Source organism: Streptomyces sp. NPDC096339, assembly GCF_044762985.1.
Taxonomy (GTDB): domain Bacteria; phylum Actinomycetota; class Actinomycetes; order Streptomycetales; family Streptomycetaceae; genus Streptomyces.
This window is the reverse complement of record NZ_JBIWFI010000001.1, coordinates 464,267-489,360: the sequence shown is the minus strand read 5'-3', so window position 1 is coordinate 489,360 and position 25,094 is coordinate 464,267. Positions and strand designations below refer to the sequence as shown.

The 25,094-nt window shown below is 72.2% G+C and carries 23 protein-coding genes; 11 read left to right on the top strand and 12 right to left on the bottom strand.

All coding sequences use genetic code 11. From position 1 onward, the window contains the following. Positions 1-164: 164 nt before the first annotated feature. The 3 genes from ACIQ5Y_RS02325 to ACIQ5Y_RS02315 all read left to right on the top strand — a co-directional run bounded on the left by ACIQ5Y_RS02325 (position 165) and on the right by ACIQ5Y_RS02315 (position 2,441). Positions 165-962: a thymidylate synthase gene (locus ACIQ5Y_RS02325; RefSeq protein WP_403874093.1), complete on the top strand. Its 798-nt coding sequence runs from the start codon at positions 165-167 to the stop codon at positions 960-962. Continuing rightward, complete coding sequence (locus ACIQ5Y_RS02320) at positions 959-1,465, top strand: dihydrofolate reductase (protein ID WP_403874091.1); 507 nt, start codon at positions 959-961, stop codon at positions 1,463-1,465. The genes ACIQ5Y_RS02325 and ACIQ5Y_RS02320 overlap by 4 nt, the downstream gene beginning before the upstream one ends. An 88-nt stretch (positions 1,466-1,553) precedes the next feature. Beyond that, the gene (locus tag ACIQ5Y_RS02315; protein WP_403874089.1) at positions 1,554-2,441 is read left to right on the top strand and encodes an NAD-dependent protein deacetylase; all 888 of its coding nucleotides are present in this window, start codon (positions 1,554-1,556) and stop codon (positions 2,439-2,441) included. 151 nt (positions 2,442-2,592) lie between these two features. Here the strand turns inward: ACIQ5Y_RS02315 and ACIQ5Y_RS02310 are convergent, their stop codons facing one another. Continuing rightward, a complete protein-coding gene (locus tag ACIQ5Y_RS02310; RefSeq protein ID WP_403874087.1) occupies positions 2,593-3,174 on the bottom strand; it encodes a TetR family transcriptional regulator in 582 nt (193 codons plus the stop codon). Between the two features lie 114 nt (positions 3,175-3,288). Here ACIQ5Y_RS02310 and ACIQ5Y_RS02305 point away from each other — a divergent pair, with 114 nt between their 5' ends. The 3 genes from ACIQ5Y_RS02305 (at position 3,289) to ACIQ5Y_RS02295 (ending at position 6,183) form a co-directional block, all read left to right on the top strand. Continuing rightward, entirely contained in the window at positions 3,289-4,272 is a 984-nt protein-coding gene (locus ACIQ5Y_RS02305; RefSeq protein WP_403874085.1) for an aldo/keto reductase, read from the top strand. A gap of 127 nt (positions 4,273-4,399) precedes the next feature. After that, entirely contained in the window at positions 4,400-5,455 is a 1,056-nt protein-coding gene (locus ACIQ5Y_RS02300) for a PP2C family protein-serine/threonine phosphatase (RefSeq protein ID WP_403874083.1), read from the top strand. A gap of 83 nt (positions 5,456-5,538) precedes the next feature. Then, positions 5,539-6,183: a dihydrofolate reductase family protein gene (locus tag ACIQ5Y_RS02295; protein ID WP_403874081.1), complete on the top strand. Its 645-nt coding sequence runs from the start codon at positions 5,539-5,541 to the stop codon at positions 6,181-6,183. A gap of 87 nt (positions 6,184-6,270) precedes the next feature. On the opposite strand, the gene ACIQ5Y_RS02290 is transcribed toward ACIQ5Y_RS02295, so the two are convergent. Next, complete coding sequence (locus tag ACIQ5Y_RS02290; RefSeq protein WP_403874079.1) at positions 6,271-6,741, bottom strand: RICIN domain-containing protein; 471 nt, start codon at positions 6,739-6,741, stop codon at positions 6,271-6,273. Between the two features lie 146 nt (positions 6,742-6,887). Between ACIQ5Y_RS02290 and ACIQ5Y_RS02285 the strand changes: the two genes are divergently transcribed. After that, a complete protein-coding gene (locus ACIQ5Y_RS02285; RefSeq protein ID WP_403874077.1) occupies positions 6,888-10,664 on the top strand; it encodes a hypothetical protein in 3,777 nt (1,258 codons plus the stop codon). 77 nt (positions 10,665-10,741) lie between these two features. On the opposite strand, the gene ACIQ5Y_RS02280 is transcribed toward ACIQ5Y_RS02285, so the two are convergent. From ACIQ5Y_RS02280 to ACIQ5Y_RS02245, 8 genes are all read right to left on the bottom strand, one after another. Continuing rightward, the gene (locus ACIQ5Y_RS02280) at positions 10,742-12,523 is read right to left on the bottom strand and encodes a methyltransferase (protein WP_403874075.1); all 1,782 of its coding nucleotides are present in this window, start codon (positions 12,521-12,523) and stop codon (positions 10,742-10,744) included. A gap of 172 nt (positions 12,524-12,695) precedes the next feature. Beyond that, positions 12,696-13,865 (bottom strand): 4-hydroxybenzoate 3-monooxygenase, encoded by a 1,170-nt coding sequence (locus ACIQ5Y_RS02275; RefSeq protein WP_403874482.1) that lies wholly within the window; start codon positions 13,863-13,865, stop codon positions 12,696-12,698. A 185-nt stretch (positions 13,866-14,050) separates the two neighbouring features. Beyond that, positions 14,051-14,365 carry a hypothetical protein gene (locus tag ACIQ5Y_RS02270; RefSeq protein WP_403874073.1) on the bottom strand — a complete coding sequence of 105 codons (315 nt, stop codon included), beginning with the start codon at positions 14,363-14,365 and terminating at the stop codon, positions 14,051-14,053. Between the two features lie 8 nt (positions 14,366-14,373). Beyond that, the gene (locus ACIQ5Y_RS02265) at positions 14,374-15,240 is read right to left on the bottom strand and encodes a hypothetical protein (protein WP_403874071.1); all 867 of its coding nucleotides are present in this window, start codon (positions 15,238-15,240) and stop codon (positions 14,374-14,376) included. Then, the gene (locus tag ACIQ5Y_RS02260; protein ID WP_403874069.1) at positions 15,237-16,778 is read right to left on the bottom strand and encodes a PrsW family glutamic-type intramembrane protease; all 1,542 of its coding nucleotides are present in this window, start codon (positions 16,776-16,778) and stop codon (positions 15,237-15,239) included. The genes ACIQ5Y_RS02265 and ACIQ5Y_RS02260 overlap by 4 nt, the downstream gene beginning before the upstream one ends. A gap of 4 nt (positions 16,779-16,782) precedes the next feature. After that, on the bottom strand, positions 16,783-17,208 hold the full coding sequence (locus tag ACIQ5Y_RS02255; protein ID WP_403874067.1) for a hypothetical protein: 426 nt from the start codon (positions 17,206-17,208) through the stop codon (positions 16,783-16,785). 18 nt (positions 17,209-17,226) lie between these two features. After that, the gene (locus ACIQ5Y_RS02250; protein WP_403874065.1) at positions 17,227-17,796 is read right to left on the bottom strand and encodes a DUF3558 family protein; all 570 of its coding nucleotides are present in this window, start codon (positions 17,794-17,796) and stop codon (positions 17,227-17,229) included. A 103-nt stretch (positions 17,797-17,899) separates the two neighbouring features. Further along, positions 17,900-18,565: a deoxynucleoside kinase gene (locus ACIQ5Y_RS02245; RefSeq protein ID WP_403874063.1), complete on the bottom strand. Its 666-nt coding sequence runs from the start codon at positions 18,563-18,565 to the stop codon at positions 17,900-17,902. Between the two features lie 428 nt (positions 18,566-18,993). Here ACIQ5Y_RS02245 and ACIQ5Y_RS02240 point away from each other — a divergent pair, with 428 nt between their 5' ends. From ACIQ5Y_RS02240 to ACIQ5Y_RS02230, 3 genes are all read left to right on the top strand, one after another. Next, the gene (locus ACIQ5Y_RS02240; protein WP_403874061.1) at positions 18,994-19,701 is read left to right on the top strand and encodes a helix-turn-helix transcriptional regulator; all 708 of its coding nucleotides are present in this window, start codon (positions 18,994-18,996) and stop codon (positions 19,699-19,701) included. 89 nt (positions 19,702-19,790) lie between these two features. Further along, complete coding sequence (locus tag ACIQ5Y_RS02235; RefSeq protein WP_403874060.1) at positions 19,791-20,222, top strand: hypothetical protein; 432 nt, start codon at positions 19,791-19,793, stop codon at positions 20,220-20,222. A gap of 73 nt (positions 20,223-20,295) precedes the next feature. Next, complete coding sequence (locus ACIQ5Y_RS02230) at positions 20,296-21,180, top strand: hypothetical protein (protein ID WP_403874058.1); 885 nt, start codon at positions 20,296-20,298, stop codon at positions 21,178-21,180. 132 nt (positions 21,181-21,312) lie between these two features. Here the strand turns inward: ACIQ5Y_RS02230 and ACIQ5Y_RS02225 are convergent, their stop codons facing one another. Further along, positions 21,313-22,557: an SUKH-4 family immunity protein gene (locus ACIQ5Y_RS02225; RefSeq protein ID WP_403874056.1), complete on the bottom strand. Its 1,245-nt coding sequence runs from the start codon at positions 22,555-22,557 to the stop codon at positions 21,313-21,315. A 366-nt stretch (positions 22,558-22,923) separates the two neighbouring features. Between ACIQ5Y_RS02225 and ACIQ5Y_RS02220 the strand changes: the two genes are divergently transcribed. Further along, a complete protein-coding gene (locus ACIQ5Y_RS02220; RefSeq protein WP_403874054.1) occupies positions 22,924-24,489 on the top strand; it encodes a protein kinase in 1,566 nt (521 codons plus the stop codon). Between the two features lie 21 nt (positions 24,490-24,510). Here the strand turns inward: ACIQ5Y_RS02220 and ACIQ5Y_RS02215 are convergent, their stop codons facing one another. After that, entirely contained in the window at positions 24,511-25,068 is a 558-nt protein-coding gene (locus tag ACIQ5Y_RS02215) for a TetR/AcrR family transcriptional regulator (protein ID WP_403874052.1), read from the bottom strand. Between the last annotated feature and the right edge of the window lie 26 nt (positions 25,069-25,094).

Below are 25,094 nucleotides of genomic sequence, written 5' to 3'. Positions count from 1 at the left end.
TTTCCATTCCCGTCGCGAACCGGCCATGGCACGGCCGGCCGGCCGTCACCCCCCTCGACCGATCGGCGGCGTCCTTCGACGCGGACGACCGGCCGGAGTGACGCGGCCCCGGCGGGACGGGCACGCGCGGGACCCTCGCCGGGATGGCAGTAGACTCGCTGGTCATGGCGGATACGCAGTATGAAGACCTGTTGAGAATGGTGCTCACCTCCGGGACGGCGAAGGCCGACCGAACCGGCACCGGCACCCGGAGCGTTTTCGGACACCAGCTTCGGTACGACCTGTCGCAGGGCTTCCCGCTGGTCACCACCAAGAAGGTGCACCTCAAGTCCGTCGTGTACGAGCTGCTGTGGTTCCTGCGCGGGGACTCCAACGTCGGCTGGCTCCAGGAGCACGGCGTCAGCATCTGGGACGAATGGGCGGACGCGAAGGGCGACCTCGGTCCGGTCTACGGCGTGCAGTGGCGTTCCTGGCCCGCGCCGGACGGCAGCCACATCGACCAGATCAGCCAGATCCTCGACACCCTGCGCCGCGACCCCGACTCCCGCCGGATGATCGTCTCCGCCTGGAACGTCGCCGAGCTGGACCGCATGGCCCTCGCACCCTGCCACGCGCTGTTCCAGTTCCACGTCGCCGACGGCAGGCTGTCCTGCCAGCTGTACCAGCGCAGCGCCGACCTGTTCCTCGGCGTCCCCTTCAACATCGCCAGCTACGCCCTGCTCACCCACATGGTGGCGCAGCAGGTGGGGCTCCAGCCGGGTGACTTCATCTGGACCGGCGGGGACTGCCACATCTACGACAACCACGTCTCGCAGGTGACGGAGCAGCTCTCGCGCGCACCGTTCTCGTTCCCCGAGCTGCGTCTGCGCAAGGCCGACTCGCTGTTCGAGTACGCCTACGACGACGTGGAGGTGCTGGACTACCGGCACCACCCCGCGATCAAGGCTCCGGTCGCCGTATGAACACCGGACTGATCTGGGCGCAGACCCTCGACGGCGTGATCGGCGCCGACAACACGATCCCGTGGCGGCTGCCCGAGGACATGGCGCATTTCAAGGCGACCACCTCGGGCCACCCCGTGATCATGGGGCGCAAGACCTGGGACTCGCTGCCCGCGCGGTTCCGTCCGCTGCCCGGCCGGCGCAACATCGTCGTGACCCGTGATCCGCGGTGGAAGGCCGAAGGCGCCGACCGTGCCGGCTCGATCGCCGAGGCACTCGAAGTCGCCTCCGCGTCACCGTCACCGACCGGCCCCGGGGCGGCCTGGGTGATCGGGGGCGGCGAGATCTACCGCGCCGCCCTGCCGTACGCCACGGTCCTCTCGGTGACCGACATCGACGCGCACATCGACGGCGACACCTACGCCCCGGCACTGGACGCGGACTGGAAGACCGTCGAAGACACGGGCTGGCAGTCCTCGACCGCCGGCCCGCGCTACCGCATCCGCCGCTACGCCCGCTCCTGACCGTTCCTTCCCCCGCTTCGCGGTGAGCCGGCCCCAAGAACCGGCCGGGCCTGGTCGCTCCGGGTGCCCGTTCCGTACCCTGGGCGGCATGCGCGTGCGTCCCACTCTGAGCTGGACCCCGCCCGAGGGCCTGCCGCCGGGCACCACGGACCTGGAGCCGGTGGTCGACGCCCTCGACGGCGGCGGTGTGCTGGTGCTCAGCGGGGCCGGTATTTCCACGGAGTCGGGCATCCCCGACTACCGGGGGGAGGGCGGGAGCCTGCGCCGGCACACCCCGATGACCTACCAGGACTTCACCGGCAGCGCCCGGGCCAGGCGTCGGTACTGGGCCCGCAGCCACCTCGGCTGGCGCACCTTCGGCCAAGCCCGGCCCAACGCGGGGCACCGGGCCGTGGCGGCGTTCGAACGCCACGGCCTGCTCGCGGGCGTGATCACCCAGAACGTCGACGGCCTGCACCAGGCCGCGGGCAGCGAGGGCGTCGTGGAACTCCACGGGGGCCTGGACCGCGTCGTCTGCCTTTCCTGCCGGGCCTCCAGCCCGCGCCGCGACCTCGCCCGGCGGCTGGAGGAGGTCAACGCGGGCTTCGAGCCGATGGCCGCGGGACTCAACCCGGACGGTGACGCCGACCTCACCGACGAACAGGTCGGGGACTTCCGCGTGGTGCCGTGCTCGCGGTGCGGCGGCATCCTCAAACCGGACGTGGTGTTCTTCGGGGAGAACGTCCCGCGGGCGAGGGTCGAGCACTGCCGCGAGCTGGTCGAAGCGGCGGCCTCGCTGCTGATCCTCGGCTCCTCGCTGACGGTGATGTCCGGGCTCAGGTTCGTCCGCCTGGCGGCGGAGTCCGGGAAACCGGTGCTGATCGTCAACCGCGACGCGACCCGGGGCGACCGGCACGCGCTCACCCGGGTGGAGCTCCCGCTGGGCAGCGCCCTCACCACGGTGGCCGACCGGCTGGGCATCCCCGTCGAGCGCTGAGCGGCAGCCTGACCGCACCACAGGGGCGCCTCCGCTCGGCACCGTACGGCGGGCGCGCCTCCGCTCCGCGACCCGCGACGGCAGCCCCGGCCGCCGCGAGAGGCGGGGCCGGTCGGCCGTCGGCGTGCGCCGCCGCGCCGCCCGGGCTCTTCTACGCCCGCGCCGGGCGGATCACCCGTCGTACGGACTCGACCACGGCCTCGCGGTGCCGGGCCAGCCGCTCCGCCGGCCAGGCTGCCTCCGGGACGCCGGCGGCCGGGCCGCCCACGGCTCCGGTCCACGCCTGGGCCAGGCCCATGACCAGCGTGAGGAGGTCCGCCGGATCGAGGGCCGGGTCGATCAGCCCCGCCCGCTGCGCCCGCTCCACCGCTGCGATCTTCGCCCGGTAGGACTCCGCCTCGGCGTCACCGCTGCCCGGCCGCTCCAGCTGCTTCCACTGCACCAGCCGCATCAGGTCGGGCCGCGCCACGAGGTGGTCGAAGACGGCGCCCACGTACCGGGGCAGGTCCTCCGCGTCGAAGGGCACCGACTCCGAGCCGGTCTCCAGGGCGCGCTGGAGCACGGCGTCGAACAGCTGCTCCTTGTTACCGTAATAGACGTAAATGAGCCGTTTGTTCGCCTGGGCGGCCACCGCGATGCGGTCGACGCGAGCCCCCGCGATGCCGTAGGCGGCGAATTCGGCGAACGCCGCGTCCAGCAGCCGTGCCTTCGTTGCGCTGGAATCCCGTGCCATGACCGGCAGCCTAGCAAGTAACTATCTGGTTATTGACATGACGGCACCAGGTGCGTCAGTCTCGAACTATCCAGTTAGTTACTTCAGCTTCCCCCGCTCCCCGAGGAGAACACCATGGAGATCCGCGCACTCGGAACACAGGGCCTGAACGTCGGCGCCGAAGGCCTCGGCCTGATGGGCATGAGCGCCTTCTACGGTGCCACCGACGAGACGGAGGCCCTCGCCACCATCGACCGCGCCCTCGAACTGGGCGTGACCCTGCTCGACACCGCCGAGGCCTACGGCCCCTTCATCAACGAACAGCTCCTCGGCAAGGCCCTCGCCGGCCGCCGCGACGCCGCGGTCGTCGCCACCAAGACCGGCGTCGAATTCACCGACGACGGCACCTTCCGGGGCCACAACGGCACCCCCGAGTACATCCGCCGGGCCGCGGACCGCTCCCTGCGCCACCTCGGCACCGATCGCATCGACCTGTACTACCTCCACCGGGTCGACCCGAACGTGCCGATCGAGGAGAGCGTCGGCGCCATGGCCGAACTGGTCGCCGCCGGGAAGGTCGGCCACATCGGCATCAGCGAGGCGTCCGCGGCCACGATCGCCCGCGCGCACGCCGTCCACCCGCTGACCGCCGTCCAGACCGAGTACAGCCTCTTCGAGCGCGGCATCGAGCACGACGGCGTCCTGGACGTGCTGCGCGAGCTCGGCATCGGCCTCGTGGCCTACTCGCCGCTCGGCCGCGGATTCCTCTCCGGCGCCGTGACCAGCCCGGACGACTTCGCCACCGACGACTTCCGGCGTACGGACCCGCGCTTCCAGGGCGAGAACTTCGACCGCAACCTGGCCGTCGTGGAACGCGTACGCCACCTGGCCGAGGAGAAGGGCGTCACCCCCTCCCAGCTCGCCCTGGCCTGGACCCTGCGCATGGGCGCCGTGCCCATCCCGGGGACCAAGCGCCGCCGCTACCTGGAGGAGAACGTCGCCGCGACCGCCGTCACCCTCACCGACGCCGACCTGGCCTCCATCGACGCCGTCGCCCCGTACGGCGTGGTCTCGGGGGACCGCTACGCCCCCGAGCTCATGAAGTCGCTGAACGGCTGACCGGCTGACCGGCTGACCGGGCTCTGATGGGGTCAGAGCGCTATGCCCCTTGTATGTCGATATTCTGTGAAGTGTGATCGAGTCTGGACGGCCGCGACTTCGTCGGCGCCCCGGCCCGGGAAGACTCGTGCGGCTGTCGCCGGTCATCCTGACCGTCATCATCGCCGGCCTGGCGTACAACACTCCGCCGGACATGGCCTTCAGCCGCCTCCTGCCCGCGGCGCCGGCCCTTGCCGCCGCCATGTGGCCGGTGCTCCCCACCGTCCTGCTCGGCACGGTCTGCCTCTTCCTGATGATCGGCCTCAGCCTCGTCTTCCCGGACCTGGGGACGTGGTGGACGGCCGCCGGGATCATCGCGGTCACCGTGGCCGCCGCCTACGGAAGCCACCTGCGGCTCCAGCGGGAGCGCACCCTCTTTCAGGTGAGGCTCGTCGCCGACGCCGCGCAGCAGGTGGTCCTGAGCCCCATGCCGCGCCGCTTCGGCGGCATCCAGATCGAGGCGCTGTACCTCGCGGCCGCGGCGGAGGCCCGGATCGGCGGGGACTTCTACGAGGTCGCCGACACCCCGTACGGGGTCAGGCTGCTCATCGGTGACGTGCGCGGCAAGGGCCTGCCCGCGGTGGGGGCGGCCGCGGCGATCGTCAACGCCTTCCGGGAGGCCGCCTACGACGAGAGGGACATGGTCGACATCGCCCGCCGGCTGGACGTCAGCAGCACCCGCTACAACGCCGCCTTTCCCCCCGAGGGGCCGACGGAGCGCTTCGCCACCGCCCTCCTCGTCGAGGTCCCGCACGAGGGCGGCCGGATCGGCATCCTGAATTGCGGACACCCTCCTCCACTGCTCCTGAACCACGGGGAACTGCGTGTCCTGGAGACCGACACCCCCTCGCCACTGCTCAGTCTCGCGGAGCTGATCGGCGACCACTACAGCGTCGACACCTTCGACTCCGCCCCGGGCGACCTGCTGCTCCTCTACACCGACGGGATCGCCGAGGCCCGCGCCCGCGACGGCGAGTTCTTCCCCCTGGAGGCCTGGATGGGCCGACAGCCGCCGACACCGCCCGGCGAGCTGCTCGCGACCCTCCACCGCGACCTCCTCCGCTACAGCAAGGGACGCCTGGACGACGACATCGCGGCCCTCGCCGTACGCCTGCACGAACCGGGGGACACGCAATCCCGGTGACCGCAGTCCGGCGGGGCGATGAGTTTCCGGCCTCCCGCGGGTCTATCCCTTGACGGAGACAACCGACTCATCGGGAGCAAGCCATGGGCCTCATCCACATCGAGATGTTCGCGACCCTCGACCTCGTCGGGCAGGCCCCCGGCGGCCCCGACGAGGACCCGGCGGGCTTCCCGTTCGGCGGCTGGCAGGCGCCCCTGATCGACGAGGTCGCCGGCGCACAGATCGGAGCCGCGTACGAGGGCACGGACGCCCTCCTGCTCGGCCGGCGCACCTACGACATCTTCGCCGCCTACTGGCCCCACCAGAAGGGCGGCGAGGACGGCGGGATCGCCACGCTCTTCAACAGCGTCCCGAAGTACGTGGCCTCCCGCGGCCGGCCCGACCTCTCCTGGGCCGGGTCCACGCAGCTCGGCCCGGACCTGGCCGGCGCGGTGCGCGAGATCCGGGACCGCCACGAGAACATCAAGGTCGTCGGGAGCCTGAACCTCGTGCAGAGCCTCCTTCGCGAGAAGCTCTTCGACCGACTCGACCTCTGGGTGCACCCGATCGTGCTCGGCGTCGGGAAGAAGGTGTTCGAAGAGGGTGCGGTGCCCAGCAACCTCACGCTCCTCGCACCCCCGGCAGCGAGCCCGAAGGGCACCGTCTACCTGCGCTACGGGCTCGCCGACGGCATCCCCGCCACCGGAGACATGAGCGCACCCGATCGCGGCGTCGGCGGCATCGACTGAAGCCGCCCCGCGCCCGGTGGTCCGGGGCACGGGACCGAGCCCGGCCCGGCCCGGCACGAGACGTGCCGTGCCGGGCCGGGCCGGTGTTCAGAAGTCCCAGCTCTGGCTCCGCGCGCCGTTGCAGCTCCAGCTCACCAGGAGCTGCCCGTTCTCGGGCCGTCCGGCCAGGATGTCCAGGCACTTCCCGTTGACCCGGTTGCGGATCTCGCCGCCGTTGCGGAACCACTTCTGGTGGGCGCCGCCGTTGCAGTCCCACATGGCCACCGAGCCCTGGTCGCCCAGATGGGGACCGTAGATCTCCAGGCACTTCCCGTTCATGCCGGAACGGATCTGCTCGCCGTCCCAGCGCCACTGCTGGTTGGTGTTGCCGGTGCAGTCCCACGTCACGGTGGACGCGCCGTTCTCCTGGTGGAACATGAAGATGTCGACGCACCTCCCGTTCAGGTTGGACTTCAGCAGCGGCGCGGCGGCGAACGCGGGCGCGCCCGTCAAGGTGGCGCCGGCCAGCAGCCCCGCGGTGGTCGCCGCCAGCAGCATCAGTCGTCGTACGGACCTCATGGGTTCTCCTTCGCATGACCCTTGCGCGGTTGCGCTGGTCCAGGTCTAGCCGCCGGTCGTTGTCCGGTGCCGGAACGAGGGTTCCGGACATCAAGAGCTGGACAATCACCTCCCATCACCTGCGGAAAGGCACGGAGAGGAAGGCAATGCCACGCCCCGAACGCCCGCTCGACACGGACGACGGCCCGCTGACGCGGTTCGCCGCCGACCTTCGGAAACTGCGCGAGGCGGCGGGACGGCCGCCCTATCGCGCACTGGCGAAACGGGCGCACTATGCGTCCACGACACTGTCGGACGCCGCGGGCGGGCACCGGTTCCCGAGCCTGGGCGTCACGCTGGCGTACGTCGAGGCGTGCCGGGGCGACCTCCGCGCATGGGAGGCCCGATGGCACGCGGTCGCCGCCGAGATCGCGGCGAGCGCACACGGCGACGAGCCCCGGGACACCGGCGGGCAGAGCACCCCGTACGCGGGGCTGTCGGCGTTCCAGCCGGAGGACGCCGACCGCTTCTTCGGGCGCGACCGGCTGACCGGCGAACTGCTCGCGAAGGTGCGTGACCACCGGTTCGTGGCGGCCTTCGGGCCGTCCGGAGCGGGGAAGTCCTCGTTGCTGCGGGCGGGGCTCGTCGCCCGCGGACGGGCATCGGACCGGCCGGTGATCCTGTTCACGCCGGGTCCGCATCCCGTGGAGGAGTGCGCGGTCCGGCTGGCCGCTGCGACGGGAGAGGCTCCCGGCGCGCTGGCCGCCGAGCTGCTCGACGATCCCGCCGCGCTGCACCTGAGGATCCGGCAGCTCCTGACCGACCGCGCGCCGGACGTCGACGCGCTGATCGTGGTCGACCAGTTCGAAGAGGTCTTCACCCTCTGCGGGGACCGCGACGAACGGGACGCGTTCATCGGCATGCTGGTCGCCGCCACCACGGCGGCGACCAGCCGCACCCGGGTGGTGCTCGGCGTCCGCGCCGATTTCTACGGCCACTGCGTCCAGGACCCCCGGCTGGTCGAGGCGATGCGCGACGCGCAGTTCGCCGTCGGTCCGATGAGCAGCCAGGAGCTGCGCGAGGCCATCACCCGCCCGGCAGCGCTCGCCGACTGCACGGTGACCGGCCCGCTCCTCGCGGCCGTGGTCGCGGACGCGACGGGTCAGCCCGGCGCGCTGCCGCTGGTCTCGCACGCGATGGCCGAGACCTGGCGGCGCCGCAGCGGCAACCGGCTGACCCTGGACGGCTATCTGGCGGTCGGCGGCATCCAGCACGCGCTCGCCCACACCGCCGAGGCCGCCTACCGGGAACTGTCGCCGGGCCGGCAGGACCTCGCGAGGTCGCTGTTCCTCCGGCTCACCGCGCTGGGCGACGGTACGGAGGACACCAAGCGCCGGATCACCAGGGACGAGCTGGACCCGAACCCCGACACCGCCTTCGTACTCGAATCCCTCGCCCGGCAGCGGCTGGTGACGCTGGACAGGGAGTGCGTCGAGATCACCCACGAGGCGATCATCCGGTGCTGGCCGAGACTGCGCGGCTGGCTGACCGAGGACCGGGACCGGCTGCACCTGCACCGGCAGCTCACCGACGCGACCGCCGCCTGGGAAGCGCAGGACCGCGACCCGCACGCCTTGTACCGGGGTGCCCGCCTGGCCGCGGCGCTGGACCTGGCCGCGGCGGACGGCAGCCGGCTGACCTCGAAGGAACAGCGCTTCCTCGACGAGAGCAGGGAGGCACAGGCGGACGAGACGGCGGCCGTCCGACGGCGGGCGGTGCGCCTGCGGCAGCTGGTCACCCTGCTGACCGTGCTGGTGGTCATCGCGGCGACGGCCGGCGGGCTCGCCGTCGACTCGCGCGACTCGGCCATCCGCCAGCGCAACGTGGCCATCGCGCGGAAGGCCTCCGCCGACGCGGCGGAGGTGCGGCAGCAGAACCCCTCGCTCGCCGCGCAGCTGAACCTGGCCGCGTATCGCCTCGCACGCACCGGCGACGTCCGCGACCAGCTCATGAGCGCGTTCGCGACCCCGTACACGAGCCGGCTCACCGGTCACACCTCGGACGTGGTCTCGATCTCCTTCGCCCCGCGGAGCACGGTCCTGGCCACCGCGAGCTGGGACCACACGGTCCGGCTGTGGGACACGGCGGACGCCCACCACCCGGTCCCGCTGGCCGTCCTGAACGACCCGGGGCGGATGCGGTCGGTGGCGTTCGACGAGGGCGGCCGTGTCCTGGCCACGGCGAGCGACCGATCGGTGCGGCTCTGGGACGTGGCGAACCGGCGTGCGCCCGTCGCACTGGGCGCCTTGCCCGACCAGTCGTCCGCCCCGACGTGGGTGGCGTACGGGCACGGCGGAACCATCGCCACCGGCCACACCGACGGCACGGCGCGGCTGTGGAACGCGCACGATCCCCGCCACCCCCGGCTGTTGGCCACCCTGCCGGGCCACACCGACGCGGTCACCTCGGTGACGTTCAGCCCGGACGGCCGCCGGCTCGCGACCACCGGCGACACCACCGCCAGGCTGTGGGACGTCGAAGACCTTGGGCATCCGCTCGTCCTCGACCTCCTGCGGGGCCACACCGACACGGTGACCTCGGCCGCGTTCAGCCCCGACGGCCGGACCGTGGCGACCGGGAGCTGGGACCACTCCGTACGGGTCTGGGACGTGGCCGGCAGCCCGCGTACACAGCCCCCGGCCGTCCTGCTCGGCCATCCGGCGATCGTCTGGTCGGTGGTGTTCAGCGCGGACGGCGGCACGCTCGTCTCGGTCGGCGGGTCCACCCTGTTCTGGGACGTCACCGTCCCGGCGAAGCCGAAGCGGACCAACACGGTTCAGGGCGGGGCCTACCAGGCCGCGTTCACCTCGGACGGCCGCGTGCTCGCCAACTCCGACCGGCTCCTGGACCTGCGGGACCTGTCGCTCGGGAACCACGACGACGTGGTCACCTCCGTGGCCTTCGGCCCGGGCGGACACCTGCTCGCCAGCGCCGGCTGGGACGGCACCGCACGGCTCTGGCAGGTCACCGGCGGCCGGGCCCTGTGGCCGCTGTCGGTCCTGCGCGGGCACACCAAGTTCGTCCGGTCGGTGGCGTTCGGCCCCGACGGGCGCACCCTCGTCACCGCCGGAGAGGACGCCACCGTCCGCATCTGGGACGTGACCGATCCACGCAATCCACGGCAGACATCGGTCCTCACCCCCGGAGGCGGCGAAGTCGGCGGGGCCGCCTTCGGCCCGGGCGGCCGCCTGCTGGCCGTCTGGGCCCAGCGCACCACCGGACTGTGGGACCTGACCGATCCCGCCGATCCCCGGCCGCTCGGCCGGATCGCCGAAGACGGCCCGGAGGTCACCTCGGCCTCGTTCCGGCCGGACGGCCGCACGCTGGTGACGAGCACCGGCGAGTCCGGTTCGCTGCGGTTCTGGAACATCGGCGACCCGCGCAGCCCCCGGGAACTGCCCTCCCCGTTCCGGTCCGACCCCCTGACCGGCGGAGTGTTCAGCCCCGACAACCGGAATCTGGCCGCCCTCCACCGGAAGGACCGGACGGTCTGGCTGATCGACATCAGCGACATCGGCCACCCGTCGAAGCCGAAACGGCTGTCGACGTCCGGCTCCTGGATCTACACGCTGACCTTCGACGCGGCCGGCCGCCGACTGGCAGCCGGCGCCGCGGACAGCAGGGCCCTGCTCTGGGACGTGGGCGGTGCGGCCACTCCCACAGTCCTCACCGGCCACGCGAACCCGGTACCGGCCGTGGCCTTCGGCCCGGACGGCGACACCCTGGCCACGGGCGGCAACGACTTCACGCTGCGGCTGTGGGACACCGGCCTGGACACGGTCACCGCACGCGTCTGCGCCGCCGCCTACCCCCGGATCACCCGAGCCCAATGGGAGGAACACTTCCCGACGATCGACTTCGACCCGCCCTGCCCCGCCGCGTGACGCCCGGGCCCGCGCCCGCGCCCACACGCCACTCCCCAAGGCCGTACGAGCCGTGGGGAGTGGACGGGCCGGTTCGCTCAGCCCCGGCGCGAAGGCTCCGCAAGGCGGACGGCGGCCACCGGGGCCGCCTTGCGCGCGTGCAGGACGCTCGCGCCCAGCGGCAGCGGTGAGTGGCCGACGAGCCTCAGACCCGCGTCGTCGAGCAGCGCCGCGTAGTGGTCGGCCCGGCGCTCGCGGCCACCGACGTTGCACATCATGTGGAGGTCCCAGGCCGTCGCCAGCGACGGCGAACCGTCAGCCGGCAGCAGCCGCTCCACGACGAGCAGGTCGGCGTGGGCCGGCATCGCCCGGGCGCAGTGGCGCAGGATCTCCCGGCAGCGGTCGTCGTCCCAGTCGTGCAGCACCCGGGACAGGACGTACACGTCCCCGCCCGCGGGCACGTCGGCGAAGTCGCCCACCCGGTAGGTGCAGCGGGCGCCGACGCCGGCCGCGTCGAGTTGCCGGCGGGCGGCCTCGACGACGTGCGCGCGTTCGAGCAGAACGCCGTGCAGGGCCGGGCGCGCCGTCAGGATGCGGCCGAGCAGCTCCCCGGTGCCTCCCGCGACGTCGACGACCGTCCGGCGGCCGGCCGCGGCGATGACCGGGTGCGTGGGGAGTGGATCGAACATCCGGGCGCTCGCGGCCATGGACTGGTCGAAGCGTTCGGCGAGGGCGGGCTGACGGGCGAAGTAGTCGAAGTGGTTCTCGCCGAAGAGCTGCTCGAAACCGGTCTGCCCGGTGCGCACGGCACTGGCGAGCAGCGCGAACGACTGGTAGAACGCACCGCCGTACATCAGCGCCAGCGACCGCATGGACCCGGCGGAGTCCGCACGCAGCAGCGCCCCGAGCGCGGTGAGGCGGAAGCCGTCCGGCTCCGCGACGACCACGCCCAGCATCGCGAGGTAGCGCAGCAGGGTGGCGAGGTTCTCCGGGTCGGCGTCGACGGCCCGGGCCAGAGCCTGCACGTCGATCGCGGTACGGGGACCGCCGTCGTTCCGGGCGTCCATCGCCTCGGGCAGCCGCAACTGCGCGCACGCCGCGAGCGCCTGTGTCGTCCACGCGCCCGTCATCAGCCGCAGGAGCGTTTCCGCCGGCCGGCGGGCCTGGTAGTCGGCGAGGTGGGGGGTGAGCACGCCGCGGTGGTCGCCGCTCGCGTAGAGCTCGACACGGCGGTATCCGGCCTTCGAGTCGGCGGGTGCGGTGAAGTAGAACACCGTGCCGTCCTCGTGCGGGTTGTAGCCGCCGCCGTCGGCGACCGCGCCGTGCTGCGCGAAGGTCTGGCACAGGCCGCGCAGCACCAGCGGGTCGGGCCGCTCGACCTCGAAGGCGATGTGCGCCTCGTGGTCCCGGGCGCGCTCGTGCGCGGCGACGTCCGCGAGCTCCGAGCCGGGCGGGAGGGCCAGCGCGAACACCTCGACCACCCGGCGCTCGCCGTCGGCGCAGTGCACCTCGGGCCGCAGAATCCTTACGTCCAGCACCGCGGCATCGCGCCGGTGCCGCAGGGCCAGCCGCTCCCGTACGACGACGCTCGGCTGCGCCACCGCGTCCGCGTCGAGTCCGCAGGCGGCGAACTGCCGCCGCAGGGACGGCCCGTCGGCGGGGAAGACGAGCAGAGCGGCGTGCGCGAAGCGGCAGCGGTCGGCCAGCGCCCGCAACTCCAGGCCGTCGAGCCCGGGCAGCAGGAGGCGGAGCAGGGTGGCGGTGTCCTGGCTCCGGACGAAGTCGACCGCGGCGCTCAGCCGGTCGGTGTCGTCGGGGACGGGCGGGGTGGTCGGGGTTCCCGAGGAAGCTCCTGCGGGAACTGCGGTCGGTGTCGTCATGGGGAGGACATCCTTGGTTCCGGTCCATTTCGGTACTCGGGGGTGGGGGAGGGGTGGGGAAGCGGAGGGAGAAGCGGAAGGGGAAGCGCACAGGACGGCTCGCGGGCGCGAGGAAGTCGATGTCCGGGCAGGGGAACGCGCCCGGGAAGCCGGGGAGGGATCGAGCGGCGCCTCAGAGGCCGACGTAGTTCTCGGCGAACCAGTCCTGCTGGGTACGTGAGGTGCGCAGCGTCTCGATACGGGAGTGACGCAGCCGGTCCTGGAACAGCGAGCCGCCGTCCACGCCCTCCGGGTCCGCGTGCAGCAGCCGGATCATCCACTGCGAGAACTCCTGCGCACGCCAGATGTACGCCAGACACCGCGCGGAGTAGCGGTCGAGCGGGGCGGGGTCCGAGTGCCGGAGGGCGGCGGTGAGGCCGAGGGCGAGGATCTCCGCCTCCACCACCGCGAGGTTCGCGCCCTTCGCGGCGGACGGGCTGATCAGGCCGGCGGCGTCTCCGACGAGGAACAGCGAGCCGTGCCGCAGCGGTTCCAGTACGTCGGACTCCAGGTCCACGACGGTGCGTTGGGAGATCGGGCCACACCTGAGCGGGCCGTGGTCGGCCGCCCGCAGGCGCAGCGCGAGCTCCTCCCAGATCCGGTCCTCGGACCAGACCTCGGCCGCACTCCCGCGCGCGACCTGGAGGTAGTAGCGCGTGACCTCGGGGGACCGGGCCATGTGCCCGGCGAAGCCGCGCGGGTGGATCGCGTAGCCCACGGCATCGAGGCTCGGCGGCGCCTCGGCGAGGAGCCCGAGCCAGGTCACCCCGTGGTCGCGCTGGTGACGGCGGACCGCCCCGGCCGGGAGCGAGCGCCGGGCGGCGCCGTGGCGCCCGTCGCACCCGGCGACGTACCGGGCCCGCCACCGGCCCGGGCGGCCGTCCGCGTCACGCACTTCGACCACGGGCCGGGTGCCGTCGGCGCCGCGCACCTCCACCGCCTCGGCCTCGAAGCGGATCCGGCCGCCGGCCGCCAGATAGTGCGCCAACAGGTCTGTGACCAGCTCGTGTTGTGGGTAGACGATGTGCTGCTCGCCCTTCCCGAGGAGCCCGTAGTCGAGTCGGAAGCGGTCGCCCTCCGTGCGGAACTCGCAGACACCGTGCCGCTGTCCGCGCCGCCGGACCCCCTCGGCCAGACCGTGCCGGTCCAGGACGCGCACGGTGTGCTCGGCGAGGTAACCGGCGCGCGCCCGGGCCTGCACGTGCTCGCGGGCGGAGCGTTCCAGGATCACGCAGTCGATGCCGGCCGCGAGTAAGAGGTTTCCGAGGACCAGCCCCGCGGGCCCGGCTCCGAGGATGACCACATCGGCCGAGTCCTGTGCCGTTCGGGCCTTCTGACTTTCTTTCACGAAGGTGGATCATAGGCACTGGAAATGTCGCGGATTGACGAGAATAACCCGAATGGCACAGTGACTGATGTGGTTACTGAGGTTTGAGGGACGGTCGGGACTTCAGGGGCTTACGAGGTTGACTGGGGTCATTCGCCCCTTCAGTCCTGTGGCGGCAGCGGTGGCGGTGCCTCGGCGTCGCCGAAGAAGTAGGCGTGGGCCCGCTGGAGGTAGGCGTACAACTCGTCCTCGCCGGGGAAGTCGATCACCCCCTCCGTGAGCTCCTCCCACTCGGCGAGTGACATCCCGCGGGTGCGGATCACCTCGGCGAGGCCGTCCCGCTGTAGCTCGTAACTCCGTGCGAACGGTCCCCGGAGCTCAAAGCTGTTGCGGATGCTGTCCTTGAGGACCTCCGGCTCGTTCAGGCAGTCGGGCCCGAAGGCGCGGCTGATGAAGATGCCCGTCAGTTCGTCCACGTCGTCTCCTAGGGGTGTCGTCCGGATCGTGGTGAAGGGTGCATGGTGACGAGCCAGATGGCGTCAGGGGTCTGTCTGTACCTCGCGATGATGTGGCCTCCGCGGAAGTCCGCGGGGAGCAGGTTCACCGAGCCGTCGTCGTTCTCCGGGTCGGCCGGGTCCACGTAGTACCCCTCGAACCTCGCCGTGTGGTCCCCGGGGCCGAAGACCTCCTCGATGGTCGCCCTGGCCGTGTCCCCACCGTCCCGCAGGGCCTTCTCGCGTAGATGGGCCTCGGCGCGCACGAAGTCCGCCGCGTGGCGGAACCTGGTCGCGTAGTCGCCGCAGAAGTGGTCCGACAGTGTCGACGCGTACGGTTTGACCTCCTTCGTGCAGATGCCCTTGTCGCACTCCGGGTCGACGTGGTCCTTCGTCTTGACGTGCCCGTTGAGCCGCAGGACCAGAGCGCCGTCCTTGTACTTCGGCCGGCCCTTGCGTGCTCGCAGGGCCCCGGCATCCGGGAACAGGTGGCGTTGCGGGGCGTGCCCCTGGAGCGCGAGGGCCCTGACCACGCGGTCGGTGTCGAGGCCTGACGTGCCGCCGGCGCCGTCGGGCGGGGCGCCGTTGCGGTAGAGCCTGATCCCGTGTGCCGTGGCGGCGATCAGCGCCGCCGAGACGGCGGCGACTGACCCGGCGTTCGGGAGCATGGACACGCAGCGGTGAGTGGGGAGTTCCGGAAGGCCCGGCGGTTTCGCCGGGGCGGGGTCGCCGCCGCCCTCGTACGTGATGGTGCCGCACGAGGCCGCGGCGGTCGGGGCGTGCAGCAGCCAGAACAGCACGGCGCCGACGAAGGCCACCAGCCATCGGGCGGCCGACCGGGCCGTTCGCCCGTTCATGGCGCGTCCTTTCCGCCCGCCGGGGCGGGCATGGGTACGGGGGACAGCGGAGCCCTTGGCGCGGGTGGTGAGGCGCAGACGTGACGGCCCTCCGGGGCGCCCTTCAACTCGAGGATCCGCTCGCACAGGGCGGCATCGTCGGGGGCGGCGGGGTCGGCCTCTCCGCGCAACCGGTGCCACCGCTCGGTCGCGAGGTCGAACTGGGCCGCGTGCAGCCTGGACAGCCGGCGGTACGCGGCGAGCCGCTCCCGGAGGCTGCCACGGGCCCGCAGGGCGTCCACCTTGAGCCGGAACCGACGCGCCGGTGACAGCAGCAGCGCGGCTTCGTCGGAGGTGATCGCCCGCCGGGCCTCCGGCGGCAGGCTGCCCAGCGCAGCCTCGAGCCCGCCCGCCTGGCTGCGCAGCCCCCGGCGCAGGAGCATGACGTAGAGCACGACGAGGGGGCCCTGGAGCAGGAGGATCTGCGCCGGGAGGACGATCAGGATGCCCGCCGCCTCGCCCGCAGGAATCAGGCGGAGCGGATGCCTGGCGACGTAGCCGATCACGCTGTCGTTGCAGAAGTGGGCGCCGGCCGCGGTGAGGAAGCCGACGCCGACGGCGGTCAGTCGCCGCGCTCGCCCGCTCACCTGGCGAGCGAGCCCGAAACCGGCCCCGATGACCGCGGTGAACGCGGTGTGGGCGGCCATCAGCCCGAGCGCCTGCCTGCCCCAATGGTGGAAGTTCGCCGAAGCACCGCCCCACTCGGACATGTACGCGAGGCTTTCCGTGAAGTTGAAGCCGATCCCGGTGGCCGCCCCGATGACGATGCCGGAGACCACGCCGTCGAAGTGGCGCCGGTGCAGCACGAAGAGGACCGCCACGCCCGCCGCCTTGCCGAACTCCTCGAAGAACCCCGCCACGATGGGTGCGCCGATTTCCCTCAGGTACGTCGCGTCCAACGGGTTCTCCGGGAGCGGGAAGTGCAGCGTCGCGAACCCGGACCACCAGTCGTTCATCGTCCCGCCGAAACCGGTGGCGATGACGGCGCCCCAGCCGAAGGCGGCCAGCGGCAGCCGGACCGGGATCCGCCGGAACCGCTGCGCGCAGTGCATCACCATCAGCGCGTACGCGGTCGTCGGCACGCACAGCAGGAACGTCGCCACCCACGCGCCCGGCCACGCGAGCAGGGGGACGAGGGGCAGGGACATCACGGCGAACGGCAGCAACAGCATGACGACGAGCGCCCCGCGGTAGCGTCGGGCCACCGCCCCCGGGAGTCCGGCCGGATCGCGCGCGGACCACCGGTGAAGCCCTGCGACGGCCGCCAGCACGGCCGTCAGGAGCCAGCACGACAGGTAGATCCAGTAGGGGAGGGACTCCACGGCGCCGACCAACTCGCCCAGCGCCGCCATCTCCGGGGGCACCTCGATCTGCCGGGGCCGTACGAGCTTGACGACCATGCCCAGCGCGACCACCGCGTGCAGGGACAGGACGACGAGGAGCGCCGCGCGCCACCGCCCGGGGCCGGGCCGGACACCGACGGGCTGTCCCTCGGTCATGTGGTCAGCCTCCCGACGGTCCGGGGAGACGGGGCAGTTCCGGCAGGCCCGGCAGCCGGGGCGGTGGCTGCGTGGGCCAGGCGGTGGGGAAGGGTAGTAGGGGCGGCTCGTCCCGCGGGCCGGCGGGCGGCGGCGGGGTTCCCGGTCCGGGGCGCTGCGGGGCCGGTGGAGGCGAGGGCATGCCCGGAAGGTCCCGGAAGTCCTCCAAGGTGGTGTGCCGGTCGACGCCGAAGCTCACGAACGCCCCGAGCGCCATCAGGAAGCCGCCCGCGACGAGGCCGAACGCACGGAAGAACCGCAGGTGCGGCTGCGACTCGAAGCCGGGCTGCTCGGGCCCGGCGAGGGGCGGGGAAGCATCGGCGGCGAGCGGCCCGACGGCCGCTGTGCGCTGCCCCTGCCCCTGCCCCTGCCCCTGTCCCTGGCCTTGCATCCGGGGCATCCGTGCCGCTCAGAGGGCGGGCACGTTGCGAAGGGCCTCCTGGGCCGCCCGGACACCCAGCGCACAGGCCCCTGTTCGGTTCCTCGACTGGACTTGCAGGACGAGGTAATGGGTATCGGACACGCCCACGGTGACGGTGCAGGTGGACGAGCCGATGGGCAGCATGCCCGCCGGATACCCCATGATCAGGTCGACGTGCTCTTCCATCAGGGCGAACCGGATGGCGCTGGCCTTGTCGTCCTTCGGCTTCCGGTGGACCTGTAGGTCCACCGCCTCGCTCACCCGGTTGTGCCAGAAACAACTGGTCGGAGTCTGGGCCGAGCCCCCGCGTGACGCCCAGGGCATCGAGGCGGGCGGTACCAGCCCGAGTTCCTCCTCGACCGGGGGCCGGATCAGGTCGCACGGCTTGGCCTTCTCCACCGGCAGCGGTGCGACGTCGAACTGCGCGATGGTGGTCCGCTCCTTCAGTGGAACGTTCCGGTCGGGCCCCGCGGCGCCGCTGCCCCCGCCGCTTCCGCAACCCGACAGGGCCACCACCACCGAGGCGATGGCGAGCCCGGCCGCCGACGACATCCGCATGTCCCACCACTCCCCGCCACGGCACCAGTGCAGGGGAAACTACCGAACGTGTTCGCCGGTGTGAGGGATCAGGACGATCTGCCACCCGCAAGGGTGAACAGGCTCAGGCCCGGCGCGCGACCGCCGCCGCCAGGGCTTCCCTGACGTCCCGCGCCACACGGGCCGCGTCCTCGGGGTTGTTCACCACATCCGTGTGGTTCATGTCGACGACGAAGACCTCACTGGCCGAGTAGTGCTTGTGCACCCAGTCGTCGTAGCCGGACCACAGGGTCCGGTAGTACTCGACGAGGCTCTCGTCCTGTTCGAAATCGCGCCCCCGCAGTCCGATGCGGTGCATCACCGTTTCGAAGTCCGCCTTGAGGTAGACCATGAGGTCGGGTGCCTTGCGGTAGGGCAGGCCGTCGATCTCGCGCATCATCTCGCCCAGCAGCCCCTCGTACACCTGCATCTCGAGGGAGCTGATCCGCCCCAGGTCGTGATTGACCTTGGCGAAGTACCAGTCCTCGTATATGGACCGGTCGAGGACGTTGTCACCCTGCTTGTACGCCTCCTTGATCGCGGCGAACCGCGTCTGGAGGAAGTAGAGCTGGAGCAGGAAGGGGTAGCGCCTCGCCTGGATCTCCTCGGGGCTCGAGGTGTAGAAGAGCGGAAGGATCGGATTGTCGTCGACGCTCTCGTAGAAGACGTCGCTGCCCAGTTCCTTGGCGAGCAGTTCGGCCACACTCGTCTTGCCGATGCCGATCATGCCTCCGACGCAGATCACTGGCATACCTCACTTCTCCCTGGGAGTCTTCTGTTCGTGGGCGGGTGTGCCCGGCGCCCCACACCCCTCGGACGCACGCCGGTGGTCACGTGACTCCCCGGATCCTCATGATCAGCGTGATGTGGTCCCCATCCGGACCGAGGGCCCGACCCAGGCCCTGGTCCCGGCCCACGCCCTGACCACGGCCCTGGCCGCTCACCCCGACCGGTCGGCGGCCAGACCGTTCCGCGGTCGCCGCGCAAGGCGACAATCCGCGGCCCCGAGGCCGCCCTGAATCTTAAATGACGATTCGCCTCGTACTCGCCTCGTACTCGCCTCGTACTCGCCTCGTACTCGCCTCGTGCCGCACAGGGCGCCGGCACCCGGATCACGGCCGCCACGGGGTGGCCGGGCCGCTGTCGTGAGTCCCGGGGCATCGGCTACGGTCCTTGGCTGTGAACCGTACCGAGCGTCTGTACGCCCTGGTGGAGGAGTTACGCGCGGTCTCGCCCCGGCCGCGCAGCGCCCGGTGGCTCGCCGAGCGCTTCGGCGTCAGCACCCGCACCATCGAACGGGACCTCGGCGCGCTGCAGCAGTCCGGTGTGCCGCTCTACGCCGAGCCCGGCCGCAGCGGCGGGTACGTCGTGGACAAGGACCACACCCTGCCGCCCCTGACGATCACCGCACCCGAGGCCGCCGCACTGGCCGTCGCCGTGCACCGGCTGTCCGGGTCGCCCTTCGCCGAGGACGCCCGCTCGGCACTCCACAAGGTGCTCGCCGTCATGCCGCAGCGGGACCGCCAGGCCGCCCGCGAGCTCGCCGGCCGGATACGGGTCCCCGTGGAGCCCGCCCCGCCGTCCGTGCTCCCGCACACCCTGCGCGAGGCGCTCTCGACGGGACGGCTGTTGCACCTGCACCACGCCGACGCGCAGGGCGAGGCACGCGACGGTCTCGTCGAACCCCTGGGCTTCCTCGGGGGCGAGCACTGGTACCTCATCGGCTGGTGCCGGTCGAGCTCCGCCGTGCGAGGCTTCCGCCTCGACCGCATCCGGGAGGCTCGGGCACTGGAGGAAACGGCGGAGCCGCGTCCGGTGGACCTTTCCGAACTGGACCTCCCCGGACGGGATTTCGTCGGACTCGACGAGCTCTGGGGTCTCGCTTGAGCCGCCGCCTGGCGGGCTAAACACCGACAGGGGGTTGTCGCTCACGGCCCAGAGGCTGGGTGACCAGGAACCGACCACGGAAGGCACCCATGTCTGTTACGACGACCCCCACCACCGACTCCGCTCAGCTGACCCGGGAGGCCGGCACCCGGCTGGTGGAGGGCTGGGCGGCGCTCTGGAACGGAGACGTCGCCCTCGCCGAGCAGATCCTCGCCCCCGGATTCCGGCTGTACTTCGCGGACGACTTCGGCGGCTCCGGCAACGCCGCCACCTTCGGCCAGGACGAACTGACGGCGTTCATCTCCGTCAACAGCCATGCCCTCACCGGCGTGACGTTCTCCGCCGACGCCCCGCCGCTGGTCGATTCCGAGCGCGGTGAGATCGCCTGCCGGTGGAGCGAGAGCAACGCCGACGACGGCGGTGACGTCGTCGTCAAGAGCGGCATCGACATGTTCGCGGTCACGGACGGGAAGATCTCCGCCGTGTGGTCGCTCACCGGCAACCGCCGCTTCGCCGGCTGACCGGCACGAACCGCGCGCACCTCCCGCGGCCCGCCACCGGCTGCGGGGCGGTGCGTGTTCTAGGGTCGGCGCCATGAGTACGCAGAACCCGCCCCTTGAGCCGCTCCTGTTGCAGATCGCCCGTCAAGAGGCTTTGTGGCAGGTCGAGAAGGACCTGAAGTCGCTCGGACCTGAAGGGGTCGCCCGCCTGCTGGAGATACGACGCGACGGGCCGGGCGTCCTGCGCCGGCACGCGCTGCACGCGCTGGCGATGATCGGTGCCGGGGACGAACTGGGCGACCGGGACCGGCGGGCGCTCGAGCGACTCGTACGGATCAAGCTGCCGGACGACCGGCCGCTGGACCACCACTGCCCGTTCATGTGGCTCGCGGTGCCGGCCGCCACGTACGAGGGCGTCTTCGAAGCCCTGGGGCTGTACGACCGCATCCCCGCGACGATGGCCATGGGCATGTCGGCCGTGCAGCACGACACGGCCGTGACGACCGGACCCCACGGGGAGGAGCTGACCGTCCACCGGGCCTTCGTCACGCCCGAGTTCGCCGGCTGGCGGATGGTGTTCGGCGGCATGGTGTTCAAGACCGCGGAGGAGACGGCGGCCCGGGTCAGCGCGTACTGCGGAGAGGCCCACTTCTACTTCCGCGACGCCTACGACGACGACCACAGCTGGGCGATCGCCGAGCAGGGCCGGGTGATCCGCTCGTACCAGACCTACCGCGAGCTGGCATGGACGGGCGAGCCGTTGCCCTGGGAGACCCCCCAGACGGAGGACGAGTACTGGGAACCCGGCCTGTACGAGCCCAACGCCTCGTGCGAGACGAGCGCCAACTGCGTGGCGGACAAGCTGAGCATCGATCCGGAGGAGATCGACGAGGACACGCCGATGAGCGGCCACGGCTGGCTGGCCGTCACCGCACCCGGAATCGGGCACGGACCGTTCCCCGGAGCCCTCGAGATCTGACACGCGCCGCCCGGTGCCGCCCCAGGGCGAGCCCGCCCGCAGCGGTGGCGCGCGCCGCCGCTTCGGGTCCGGCCGTCGGGACGCGAGCCCCCCCGGCGGTGGGTTCGGGGGGCCGAGCGAGGAGTTCCGGCGTCAGAACCCCCACGGGCTGAGTTCGACCACGGCCGCGAACAGGTGCCCCCACACGTCCCCCGCGGGCGAATCCTCGTCCACCGCGAGCGGTTCGAGTGCGGCCACCTCGCGCAGGAAGTCCCGCTTGCCGTTCTCGCCCGGGTACGAGTCCCAACAGGCGCTCATGAACCGGTACTCGGCCTCCAGCAGCCGTACGAAGGTCTCGGTGTCCCGGGCGAGGGGGAACGGCCCCTCGTCGTCTCGGACCATCGACACCGCGCCCGTCTCGGGGTGGACGAGCACCAGGCCGGTGTCGCCGTACGCCAGGTCCATGGTGCCGAAGTGCAGCAGGCCGTGCTCGTCGGGCTCCACAGCGTGCCCCTTCCCGCCGGACCAGGCCAGGGTGAAGGTGGCCACCCCGGCGGCGAACCAGGTCGGCAGCCCCGCCGTCACGGCCAGCTCCCGAGTGGGTCCGTGGCTCAGCGCGGCGGGCAGCTCCTCCTGCGTCAGCAGCACCATCCCGTCGGCGTCGAACGCCTCCTCCATGCGGGCCGCGTCCAGGGGCGCCTCGGCGGCCGTCGGCCCCGCGAACCACGGCCCGTACGTGCCCCAGGAGACGGCCTCGGAGTCCGTCGTCCCGTCGGCCGCCGCAGCGTTCCGCTCCAGGACCACGATGCCGCGCGGCTCTTGGAACAGGACGCGGCCACCGTCGAGGGGGGTGGGCTCCTCCCAAGTGCCGGGCACTTGGAGGCCGCTGTCGTCGTCCGGGTCGAACAGGACGGGCCCCTCGACGGGGGCGTCGTACGGCCGCTCGGAGAATTCGCCGTCGGCGGGCGCGGGGACCCGCTCACCGGTGGCCGGGTCGAGCCACCGCTCCCGCGTCCACATCGACCACAGCTTGAGCAGGAGACGGCCGTCGGGCGCCTCGTGGACCTCGACGTTGGCGTCCCCGCTCAGGTTCGGCTTGGCCCGGTAGGCCCCGACCGGCCGCCACCAGGCCCAGACGGTCCGCCACGGCATGCCCGGCTCGGCTTCGGCCACGAGCTCGGCGTAGGCGTCGTGCCCGAGCACCTTCGCGCCGAAATGCAGCCACGAGGCGAACTCCGCCCGCGGCACCTCGTCCCCGTCGAGTATCGCGACGGCCTGAGCCCAGGCCTCGCGCCCCACACCACCGCCCGTGGGCGGCAGTTCCCCGAGACCCCCCGGGCCGGCGGCGAGCAGGGCGGAAGGGGAGGCGAACATCATGTCAAGATCGTCGCGAGTCATGGGGACATGCTGCCGGCCGCCGCCGACAGCCGCTTCACGTGGTCGCGTGCGGCCCCGCGCGAGGATCGGGCGGCGGCGAGCTCCTCGCGAGCCGCCTGCTCCGCGAGGTCCGGAAAGGGCCACCCCTCCTGATGGGGCGCGCCGGCGCACGCGTCGGCGCACGACGCGGGGCGGCGCGGGCGGGGGGGCGACGTGTGTCCCGTGCTACAGCTCGGTGTCGGCATCGACGGATCCCGCGCCCAGCCGAGTCGCCGTACTGCATCCTGGGCCTGAGCCGGATCGAGGGGGCGATCACGGCGGGGCTGACCGAGCCTCCGCAGCGGCGCCCCGCGGTCCGCGACGACCTTACGTCTCAGGAGGAGCCAGGTGGGTTTGAGTGGGCTGCGCGCGGGGGATCCGGCGCGGATCGGCGAGTTGACGCTCGTCGGTCGGCTGGGGGCCGGCGGCATGGGCGTCGTCTACCTCGCCCAGGGTTCCGACGGCCGGCTCGTCGCCCTCAAACGGCTGCGCGAAGAACTCGCTTCGGACGCCGAGTTCCGGGCACGGTTCCGGCGCGAGGCCGCGGCGCTGACGCGCGTTCAAGGCACGTGTACGGCACGGGTGCTGAGGGTCGAGGTCGAGGCGAGCAGTCCGTACGTCGTCATGGAGTACGTACCAGGCCCGACGCTGGCGGAGCACGTCGCGGAGCACGGGCCGCTGCGCGGGGAGATGGCGCACGGCTTCGCCGTCGGGCTCGCCGAGGCGCTCGTGGCGATCCACCGGGCAGGCCTGGTGCACCGCGATCTCAAGCCCGGCAACGTACTGCTGTCGGACGAGGGCCCGAAGGTCATCGATTTCGGCATCGCGCAGGCCGCCGACGCGACCGCCGTGACCCGCACCGGTGTCGCGGTCGGAACCGTGGGCTACATGGCACCGGAACAACTGCGCGGACAGGCCGGCCCTCCGGCCGACGTGTTCGCGTGGGCGCTGACCGTCGCCTACGCGACCACCGGCCGGCCGCCCTTCGGCACCGGACAGTTCGAGACGGTGCTCTACCGGGTCCTACACGAGGAACCGGATCTCGACGGCGTTCCCGCCGGTCTCAGGACACTGCTGGCCTCGGCCCTGAACCGATCACCCGATCAACGCCCCACCCCGAGTCGCATCCTCGGCGAACTGACCGGTGCCCACGCCCCCACGACCGTCGTCGACGCCGACGCCGTCACCACGATGCTCGCCCGGGCGTGGCAGATGCCCGAGCCCCCCGCGCCGCCGGTTTCCACGCCGAAGCGCCGCACCGCGCGGGCGGCCGCGGCGGCGGCGGTGGTGCTCCTGCTCTCGGCGGCAGGCATCCTCTGGACGGTGCTGCCGGGCCGGGGATACTCGACGGAGTCCGGTGGGAACACGCCCGTGAGCCGCCCGGCGAGCACGGCACCATCGTCGTCTCCGACGCCCTCGACCCGGCCCGCCACCCCCCAATCGACACCCCGGTCGCCCACCCGCGAGTCGACGGCGCCGTCCACCCCGGCAGTCGCCCAGGAGACTCCACCGCCGACGGCGCCTTCCGCGTCCACGGGCGCGCTCACCAACACCCACAGCGGCCTGTGCATCGACACCAACGGCCCACAGCGCCCCGGACTCGAGCTGGTGCTCCGCGCGTGCGGGAACTGGAGCGGTCAGATCTGGCGCCACGACCAGACGGGCCTGCACCTCACGAACACCCCCAGCAACCTGTGTCTCGACACGGGCGGGAGCCCCGCCATCGGAGTCACCGTCGTACTCAACACCTGCGGCGACTACAGCGGCCAGCAATGGACGTACGACGCAGGCAGCAGCCGGTTCACCAACCCGACGAGCGGCCTGTGCCTGGACACGAACGGACCCCCGGCCGTCAACCTCGGTCTGACGCTCAACCCCTGCGGAAACTACACCGGCCAGCACTGGCGGATGTGAAGGGCCGGACCGCCCGGCCGGTCAACGCAGGGCGGCGGCCACGAGGCCCTCAAGGGCCTCGCGCGGCACTTCGCCCCCGGACACCAGGCGGTCGAAGACCAGCCCGTCCACGCAGGTCAACAGCGTGTGTGTGCGGCTCTCGACGTCCGTCACGTGGTGCGCGGAGAGGAACGACCGCACGGCTTCGCGGCCGGCGTTCTCGCGGGGTACGAGGATCTCCCGCAGTTCCGGGTCGCGGACGCTCTCGACGGCGCAGGCGTGGCGGGCCAGCGAACGGCGGCGGCCCTCGCCCGTGAGTCGCTGCCGGATGAGCGACGTGATGCCGTCCACCAGATCCTCCGCGGTGCGCAGGGGCGGCAGCCGCTCGGCGGCCGTGTGCAGTTCGGCCTGGTCGAGTTGGACGAGACGTGTGACCAGCGCCGTGAGCAGTGCGGCCCGGGTGCGGAAGTACGCCGACGTGGTACCCGGAGGCATGCCCGCCTGCCGGTCCACCGCGCGGTGCGTCAGGCCGCGGATCCCTTCGTCGGCGAGTACGCCGAGAGCCGCGTCCGCGAGCAGGGTGCGCCGATCCGTAGCCATGGTTCCTTTCTACACCTGTAGAAGTC

Excerpts from the sequence above, each read along its gene's own strand:
- ACIQ5Y_RS02325 (WP_403874093.1), top strand. The coding sequence starts at position 165 with ATGGCGGATACGCAGTATGAAGACCTGTTGAGAATGGTGCTCACCTCC.
- ACIQ5Y_RS02320 (WP_403874091.1), top strand. The coding sequence starts at position 959 with ATGAACACCGGACTGATCTGGGCGCAGACCCTCGACGGCGTGATCGGC.
- ACIQ5Y_RS02315 (WP_403874089.1), top strand. The coding sequence starts at position 1,554 with ATGCGCGTGCGTCCCACTCTGAGCTGGACCCCGCCCGAGGGCCTGCCG.
- ACIQ5Y_RS02310 (WP_403874087.1), bottom strand. The coding sequence starts at position 3,174 with ATGGCACGGGATTCCAGCGCAACGAAGGCACGGCTGCTGGACGCGGCG.
- ACIQ5Y_RS02305 (WP_403874085.1), top strand. The coding sequence starts at position 3,289 with ATGGAGATCCGCGCACTCGGAACACAGGGCCTGAACGTCGGCGCCGAA.
- ACIQ5Y_RS02295 (WP_403874081.1), top strand. The coding sequence starts at position 5,539 with ATGGGCCTCATCCACATCGAGATGTTCGCGACCCTCGACCTCGTCGGG.
- ACIQ5Y_RS02290 (WP_403874079.1), bottom strand. The coding sequence starts at position 6,741 with ATGAGGTCCGTACGACGACTGATGCTGCTGGCGGCGACCACCGCGGGG.
- ACIQ5Y_RS02285 (WP_403874077.1), top strand. The coding sequence starts at position 6,888 with ATGCCACGCCCCGAACGCCCGCTCGACACGGACGACGGCCCGCTGACG.
- ACIQ5Y_RS02280 (WP_403874075.1), bottom strand. The coding sequence starts at position 12,523 with ATGACGACACCGACCGCAGTTCCCGCAGGAGCTTCCTCGGGAACCCCG.
- ACIQ5Y_RS02265 (WP_403874071.1), bottom strand. The coding sequence starts at position 15,240 with ATGAACGGGCGAACGGCCCGGTCGGCCGCCCGATGGCTGGTGGCCTTC.
- ACIQ5Y_RS02260 (WP_403874069.1), bottom strand. The coding sequence starts at position 16,778 with ATGACCGAGGGACAGCCCGTCGGTGTCCGGCCCGGCCCCGGGCGGTGG.
- ACIQ5Y_RS02255 (WP_403874067.1), bottom strand. The coding sequence starts at position 17,208 with ATGCAAGGCCAGGGACAGGGGCAGGGGCAGGGGCAGGGGCAGCGCACA.
- ACIQ5Y_RS02250 (WP_403874065.1), bottom strand. The coding sequence starts at position 17,796 with ATGCGGATGTCGTCGGCGGCCGGGCTCGCCATCGCCTCGGTGGTGGTG.
- ACIQ5Y_RS02245 (WP_403874063.1), bottom strand. The coding sequence starts at position 18,565 with ATGCCAGTGATCTGCGTCGGAGGCATGATCGGCATCGGCAAGACGAGT.
- ACIQ5Y_RS02235 (WP_403874060.1), top strand. The coding sequence starts at position 19,791 with ATGTCTGTTACGACGACCCCCACCACCGACTCCGCTCAGCTGACCCGG.
- ACIQ5Y_RS02230 (WP_403874058.1), top strand. The coding sequence starts at position 20,296 with ATGAGTACGCAGAACCCGCCCCTTGAGCCGCTCCTGTTGCAGATCGCC.
- ACIQ5Y_RS02225 (WP_403874056.1), bottom strand. The coding sequence starts at position 22,557 with ATGACTCGCGACGATCTTGACATGATGTTCGCCTCCCCTTCCGCCCTG.
- ACIQ5Y_RS02215 (WP_403874052.1), bottom strand. The coding sequence starts at position 25,068 with ATGGCTACGGATCGGCGCACCCTGCTCGCGGACGCGGCTCTCGGCGTA.